2 protein-coding genes are annotated in these 6,629 nt (G+C 63.9%); both read right to left on the reverse strand.

Annotated elements, in window-relative coordinates; genetic code table 11:
• Positions 1–250: 250 nt before the first annotated feature.
• Entirely contained in the window at positions 251–706 is a 456-nt protein-coding gene (locus tag WBB95_RS27790; protein ID WP_078739556.1) for a chemotaxis protein CheW, read from the reverse strand.
• Positions 699–6,518, reverse strand: a complete 5,820-nt coding sequence (locus WBB95_RS27795) for an Hpt domain-containing protein (RefSeq protein WP_424490487.1) — start codon at positions 6,516–6,518, stop codon at positions 699–701. Before WBB95_RS27795 ends, WBB95_RS27790 begins: the two co-directional genes overlap by 8 nt.
• Positions 6,519–6,629 lie beyond the last annotated feature (111 nt).

The raw sequence follows: 6,629 nt of genomic DNA on the forward strand, positions 1-6,629 counted from the left end.
TCACAATCCTGATCGTTCCCACGCTCTGCGTGGGAATGCCGCCCGGGACGCTCTGCGTCCCGCCAGCCACGGAAAATCTTAAGTTTTGCGCACGGGTGACGCGGAGCGTCACGGGATGCATTCCCACGCGGAGCGTGGGAACGATCTGACATAATTCAGTGAGCGCGAAAACGTTAACGCGAACTCCATTATGATAATAAATCCAATAATCGACTCGAAAACGATAACAACCCAGCGACCCCGTTTACCTTCAGGCCAACCCGGATTCGACCAGCAGCGCTTCCAGCCCCATGAGGTCGGGCACCTTCGCCACATGCTCGCCCACCTGCACCGCCGCCAGCTCCAGCGGGCACAGCGGCACGTCCACATAACTCAACTGGCTGTCGAGCTTGTACGAGCGTGGAATCCCCTGGATCACCAGCGCGATAAACTTCAACGTCGGCCTTCCGCCCAGGGCGTTCAGCACCACAATTCGCGAGCGCTCGCCTGTCACGATTGCCTCGCCGCACACCGCCTCGAAGCTGATCAACGGCAATTGCCGATCGCGCCACGTCACTTGTCGCAGATACCACGGCGGTGCATCGCTGGCCGGTTCTCCGCGCTGGTAGTCGATCAGCTCGGCGACCGCCACGTTGGGCAGCACCAGGTGACGGTCGGCCAATGGCAGCAGCAAGCCGGTGAGTTGGCTGGTGCGGTGGTCAAGCATGGGACTTGCTCCAATAGGCGATGCTTTCCAGCAGCACCGACTCTTGATACGGCTTGCCAAGGTAGTCATTGACGCCGATGGCCATGGCGCGGTCGCGGTGCTTTTGGCCGGTACGCGAGGTGATCATGATGATCGGCAGGCGCATCAAGCGCGGGTCGTTGCGCACCTGGATGGCCACTTCGAAGCCGTCCATGCGCGGCATTTCGATGTCGAGCAGCATCAGGTCCGGGGTGTGTTCTTCGAGCAGGGCGATGGCGTCGATGCCGTCTTTGGCGGTGAGCACGTTCATGCCGTTGCGCTCCAGCAGGCGGCTGGTGACTTTGCGCACGGTGACCGAGTCGTCCACCACCAGCACCAGCAACGGACGCTTTTTCAGCGGGTCGTTGAGGATCAGCGGCGCGTCGACCGTCTGGGCCGGGAGTGCCGGTTGCCGCGCGCGGATATGCGCGAGCAAATCGATGATCAGCACCACACGGCCATCACCCAGAATGGTCGCGCCAGACAAGCCCTGAACCCCGGCGAACTGCGGGCCGAGGCCCTTGACCACGATCTCGCGCGTACCGGCCATGGCATCCACGTGCACGGCCACGCGCCGTTCATTGCACTGCACCAGCAGCACCGGCACGGGCTGATACTGGCCGAGCAATTTCGGGCGGCTGACGGTGTGCAGCAGGTCGCCGAGATAGAACAGCTCGTAACGCTGGCCTGCGTATTCATAACGCGGCGGGTCTTGCTGATAGTGCCCCGCCAGCTCATGGGGCAGCACGCGCACCAGGCCTTCAATGGTGTTCAGCGGGATCGCGTATTGATCGTCCGCGCACTGCACCATCAGCGCCCGGTTGACCGACACAGTAAACGGCAGGCGGATGCGAAAGTGCACGCCCACGCCCGGCGTCGAATCGATGAACATCGAGCCGCCAAGCTGGCGCACTTCTTCGTGCACCACGTCCATGCCCACGCCACGCCCGGAAATCTGCGTGATCTTTTCCGCCGTGGAAAAACCCGGCTGCAGGATGAACTGCAACACGTCGCGGTCGCTGATTTCTTGATGAGGGGCGAGCAAGCCGCGTTTGATCGCCTTGCGCCGCACGGCTTCCAAGGGCACACCGGCGCCGTCGTCACGCATGTCGAAGACGATATCGCCGCCTTCGTGCGTCAGGTCCAAGGTAATGCGGCCCTTCTCCGGCTTGCCGGCCAGCACACGCGCCTCGCGGGATTCCAAACCATGGTCGACGGCGTTGCGCAGCATGTGTTCCAGCGGCGCGACCATGCGTTCCAGTACGTTGCGGTCCATCTCGCCCTCGGCATTGCCGACCACGAATTCCACGTCCTTGCCCAGCTCCTCCGCCACTTGGCGCACGATGCGCTTGAGGCGCGGCAGCATGCGTTCAAACGGCACCATGCGCGTGCGCATCAGGCCTTCTTGCAACTCGGTGTTGATGCGCGCCTGTTGCTGCAACAGGTTCTGCGCGTCCTGGTTGCGACGGTCGAGGGTTTCCTTGAGGTCAAGCAGGTCGGAGGCCGATTCGGACAGCGCGCGGGACAACTGCTGCAACTGCGAATGGCGGTCCATTTCCAGCGGGTCGAATTCTTCATACCCCAGGCGCTCGGCCTCGGCTTGCTGACGGCTGAGGATGCGGCCCTGGGTTTCCGTGTCGAGGCGGCGCAACTGGTCGCGCATGCGCTCGATGGTGGTTTCCACTTCGTTGAGGGCCGTGCGCGCGTCATTGACCTGCTGCTCGATGCGGCCACGAAAAATCGACGTTTCACCGGCCAGGTTGACCAGGTCATCCAGCAAGTCGGCGGAGATCTTGACCATGTCGGCGGCCGGGTCAACCACCGCTTCGGCCTTGCCCGCTGGTAACGCCACGGGCGTTACTGGCTCATCGCTTGGGTGCACCAGGCTCTTGATGCGCTCGATGAGCTTGTCCACCGAACCCACCGGCAAACCGTCGGCCACCGCGTCGATCATCTGCGCCAGACGGTCATGGCAACCTTGCAGCAGCGCAAACAGCTCGGGTGACGGTACGAGCAAGCCGGCAGAAAGCCCTTCGTAGAGAAATTCCAGCTCGTGAGCCAAGTCGCCAATCGGCCCGATCTCGACCATGCGCGCGCCGCCCTTGAGGGTGTGCAGGTCGCGCAGCAGGGTTTCGACTTCCTGGCGATTGTTTGGCTCGGCCTGCCAGCGCTGCAGCGCGCCGCTTGAGCTGTCGAGGATATCGGCGGCCTCTTCGAGGAAGATATCCAGCAATTCGGGGTCGGCGCCCTGGGTTTCAGGTGCCGGAGTGGGCGCCGTCGGGGTGCTGCCCTGGCGCAGCGCACGCAGCTTGGTCACCCATTCGGCGCCGTCGCTCAACGGCTGGTGAGCTTGCAGCTCATCCAGCTGCAAGGCCAACCGTTCATGGCTGGCCATTAACACCTGAGACAGCTGCGGGGAATAACTGTAGCGGCGGTCCACCAAGCCTTCGTAAAGGCATTCGAGTTCGTGGGCCAGCTCGGCCACCGGGCCGATTTCGGCCATGCGCGCGCCGCCCTTGAGAGTGTGCAAATCCCGTTGCAGCGAAGACAGCGGCGCCGCGTTGTCGGGGTCCAGCAGCCAACGCTTGAGGGCTTGCCCGGCGCTGTCGAGGATGTCCACGGCTTCTTCGAGGAAGATCTCGACGATCTCGTCGTCCATCGCCGTTTCCCGATCCAGCTGTGCCGTGGCGGCGCCCAGTTCGGAGATGCTCAGCGCCCGGCTGCCGTCGCTTTTGATCAGGCCGGTGGCAGACGGGTCGAGGGCTTCGTCGAGCAATTCGCGCAGAGCCTCCACCCGCGCCGGTGCCGGGCTGATTTCCTGGCCGGCGGCCAACTGGTCCAGCATGTTGATCAATGCTTCATGGGCCTGCTCGGCCTCATGGAAAAACCGCTCGCTGACCGCCAGGCTGCTTTCTTCCACGGCGCCATACAGGTCGAGCAAGGCCTCGCACAACGCGTCGATGGCGTGCAGGTCGGCGACGTGCGCGCCCTCCCCGAGCGTGGTCAATTCGTCGAGCAACGCCGTGAGTTCCTGGCGCTCGCCGGGGTGCTGTTGCCAGCGGCGCAGCAGGCTTTCGGCATCGAGCAGGATGTCCATACCCTGGGCCAGGAAGTTGGCGATCAACTGCGGGTCACGCTTGATGCGCAGGCCGGTGTTCGGTGCGTCGAGCAAGGCTGCAAGCTGACGGTCGAGCAGGCTTTGCGTGCGGTTGATCAGGTCTGCGGCGCCTTTGATGGGCGCCAAGGGGTCGCGGTCCAAATCCCGCAGCCCGCGCTGGAACAGGCTCTCGGCTTCGAGCAGCAACTCAACTTCGTCCAGGTCCAGTGGCAGGCGATGCGCCTTGTATTCGCGGGTCAGGTGGTCCAGAGGCCGTGCCAGTTCGGCGATGGGTTGCACGCCGGCCATGTAGGCACTGCCTTTGAGGGTATGCAGGGCGCGTTGCAGTTCATCGCTGACTTGCAACGGCACGTGCTCGGCGGCCTGTTGCAGGAAGTGGTTGATGCTGTCCAGGTGGCTCTGGGCTTCGTTGCGGAAAATCTCCAACAGCATCGGGTCGTGGGGTTCCACGTAGGCGGTTTTTGTGCTGCTGGCGAGAGCATGAGCACGGGCGGCCAGAGCATCGACTTCATCGCGCTGGCGTTGGTCGTCGATGGCAAAGTCGGCAATCAATTCCGGCAGCAGGGCCACCGCTTCATCCAATACCTGTTGCACCTCGGGGCCGAGGTTCACGCTGCGTTCCAGCACGCGGTTGAGCAAGTTCTCCACCGCCCAGGCCAGCTCGGCCAGTACCAGCGCGCGGACCATGCGGCCACTACCTTTCAAGGTGTGGAAGGCGCGGCGCATTTCGCCCTGCGCGGCCTTGTCGGCGCTATTGGGCAGATGGCGGTGCAGCACCTCAAGGACCTCATCGGTCTCTTCGAGAAAGACTTCACGCAGTTCATCGTCAATGGGTTCTTCACCGGCAGGCGGTGGCAGCAGGCTGCCGGGACGGTGCAGGGCCGGCGGGTTCAGGCGCGAGGTGGGACTGGCCAGCGCGTCGAACTGCGATTGGCTGGGGGTGACGTCGGTGGCCAGCACGCCCTCCGGCGCAGCCAACGCCTGGCGCCAAGGCTTTTCGGCAGGCAGGTAGCCCAACGCGCTGAGGCCTTGGGTGGCCAGTTCCAGCACACGCTCGCCCACGGCGTCGGGGTCCTGGAGCATGCGTTCGAGGTAGTACTCCAGGCTGCTGATCACGTCGGCGAAATGCCCTAGCTGCACCTCGGAAGGCGCAGCATCGCCGGCCATCAATTGCTCGTCGACGTAATCGGTGCAGCCGCGCATCAGGCTGGCCGCCCGTGGCAGCGGAATCATCGCCAGGGCGCCGCGAACCTGGCTCAGCAACTCCGGCAGGGATTCCAGCCGCTGACGGTCCCAGTCGGCTTCAACGCAGTCGATGATCAGTTCTTTGGCCTGGCGCAAACATTGGCAGGACTCGCGGATCACCAACTGGTGAATCTGGGTCAGGTCGGTGGTAGGCAGGCGGCTTTCTTCGCGGCTTTCGGGTTCGACGGTGCCGACCATCCCCGCCAGCGTGGCCTCGACATACAGCAAGGCACCGGCCACATCCATCAGCACCGCATCGTTCGGTTCGCGCTGGCCCTGGACCAGGCTCAGCACCACGGCAAGCTGGTCGATGATGACTTTGCGCGGCTGGCCAAACCCCAGCACCGCCAGGGTGTCGGCGATCTGCCGCAGCGGCGCCAGCAAGGCATCGAGGTCGCCAGTGTGCTGGCGGTCACTGCGCACGAACAGGTCGAGGCGCTCTTTGACCCGCACCAGCTCTTCGCACAAGGCGCCCAGCACCGAGCCCATGGCATTGCGGTCCGGCCCGGCCAGGCGCGCGCGTTCGGCATCGACCACGGCGCTGTCGGGCAAGGCTTCATCCAGCCCATAACGTTCTTTAAGGCTTTGCATGCGCGGTGTCGGCCGCGTGACTTTGGCGACGTAGAACAACAGGCTTTTGAGCAACTCTTCCGGCGCCGACTGGTTGATACCGCCAATGCCCTGGGCCAGCAAACGCTTGAGCTGCTTGTCGCTGGCCTTGAGCAGGCTGCGCAGCGCCGGGCTGTTGGCGATCACGCCGGTGAGCATGCCCTCGACCAGCGCCGAGGTGACTTGCCACAACGGCAGCAACGGCGCGCCCTGGCACAGTGCTTCGAGGCGCGCGAACACCCGCGCCATGTCTTCCAGGTTGCTTGGGCCGTGGTCCTCGCGCAGCAACCCGGCCAACGCCTGTTGCAGCAGTTGGTGCCACTGGCGCAACTGTTCATGCAGGTCAGGCGACGCACGTTGTGCCAGCACGTCCTCGGGCAGCGGCGCAATCGACAGCAGTTGCGGGCTGAACAGGCTGGTCTCCGACAGCAGGCTCTCACCGCGCGCACTGCGCAGGTCGTTGAGCAGCGGCAACACCACCAACGGCAGATCGCGGCGGGCGCTGTGTACGCGGTCCAGGTACAGCGGCAGTTGGCCCAGGGCCTGTTGCAACAGGCGGATGCTTTCATCGCGCTGGCTGACGCGCTCGGCCTGCAGGGCCAGGGCCAATTCTTCGATCTCTTCGGCCAGCAACGCTGCGCCATAGAACTCGACCATCAACAGTGCGCCATGCACTTGGTGGACGCCGGCCAGGCACTCGCTGATGGCCTCGCCTTCGCCTGTTTCGACATAGGCGTCCAGCGCCGAACGGGCCTGCTTCAGGGTTTCGGCAATGTCGCCCTTGACCCATTCGAGGGCCACGTAGTCGTGCCGATCAACCATAACTGCTCCGCTTAGAATTCGTGGGTTGCTGGTGTTGCGTGGATCTCAAACTGAATAGAGATCTAATGTGGGAGCTGGCTTGCCTGCGATAGCGGTGGGTCAGCTATACAT

The sequence above is a fragment of the Pseudomonas sp. genome (assembly GCF_049645325.1).
In the GTDB taxonomy this organism is placed as follows: Bacteria; Pseudomonadota; Gammaproteobacteria; order Pseudomonadales; family Pseudomonadaceae; genus Aquipseudomonas.